Source organism: Pseudomonas sp. HMSC063H08, assembly GCF_001813645.1.
Classification (GTDB): domain Bacteria; phylum Pseudomonadota; class Gammaproteobacteria; order Pseudomonadales; family Pseudomonadaceae; genus Pseudomonas; species Pseudomonas aeruginosa.
Genome location: NZ_KV813567.1, coordinates 1 through 236 on the forward strand (window position 1 = coordinate 1; position 236 = coordinate 236).

The 236-nt window shown below is 66.5% G+C and carries 1 protein-coding gene; it reads right to left on the bottom strand.

Translation table 11 applies throughout. The features are described from left to right. Positions 1 to 16: 16 nt before the first annotated feature. On the bottom strand, positions 17 to 236 hold a 220-nt coding region (locus tag HMPREF2924_RS26445; protein WP_141765581.1), incomplete at its 5' end, for a DUF3487 family protein.

Below are 236 nucleotides of genomic sequence, written 5' to 3' on the forward strand. Positions count from 1 at the left end.
GTGTGTTTTCTGAAACTCATGGGGACTCCGTGCGTCGACTGGTCCAGGCGCCGGAGCGCGTCACCAGGTGACGATTGCCGAAGACGGGAAAGCGCAGCGAGAGGGCCAGCTCCACCTGGCGATAGAACCAGGTGTCAGGCCGCCCCCGCTTCATCCGCCGCAGGACGCGGCTGCCGATACCCAGGCCGAGGGCGCCAACCAGCAGCGCGCCCAGTGGAATGCAGGCAGCGTTACCT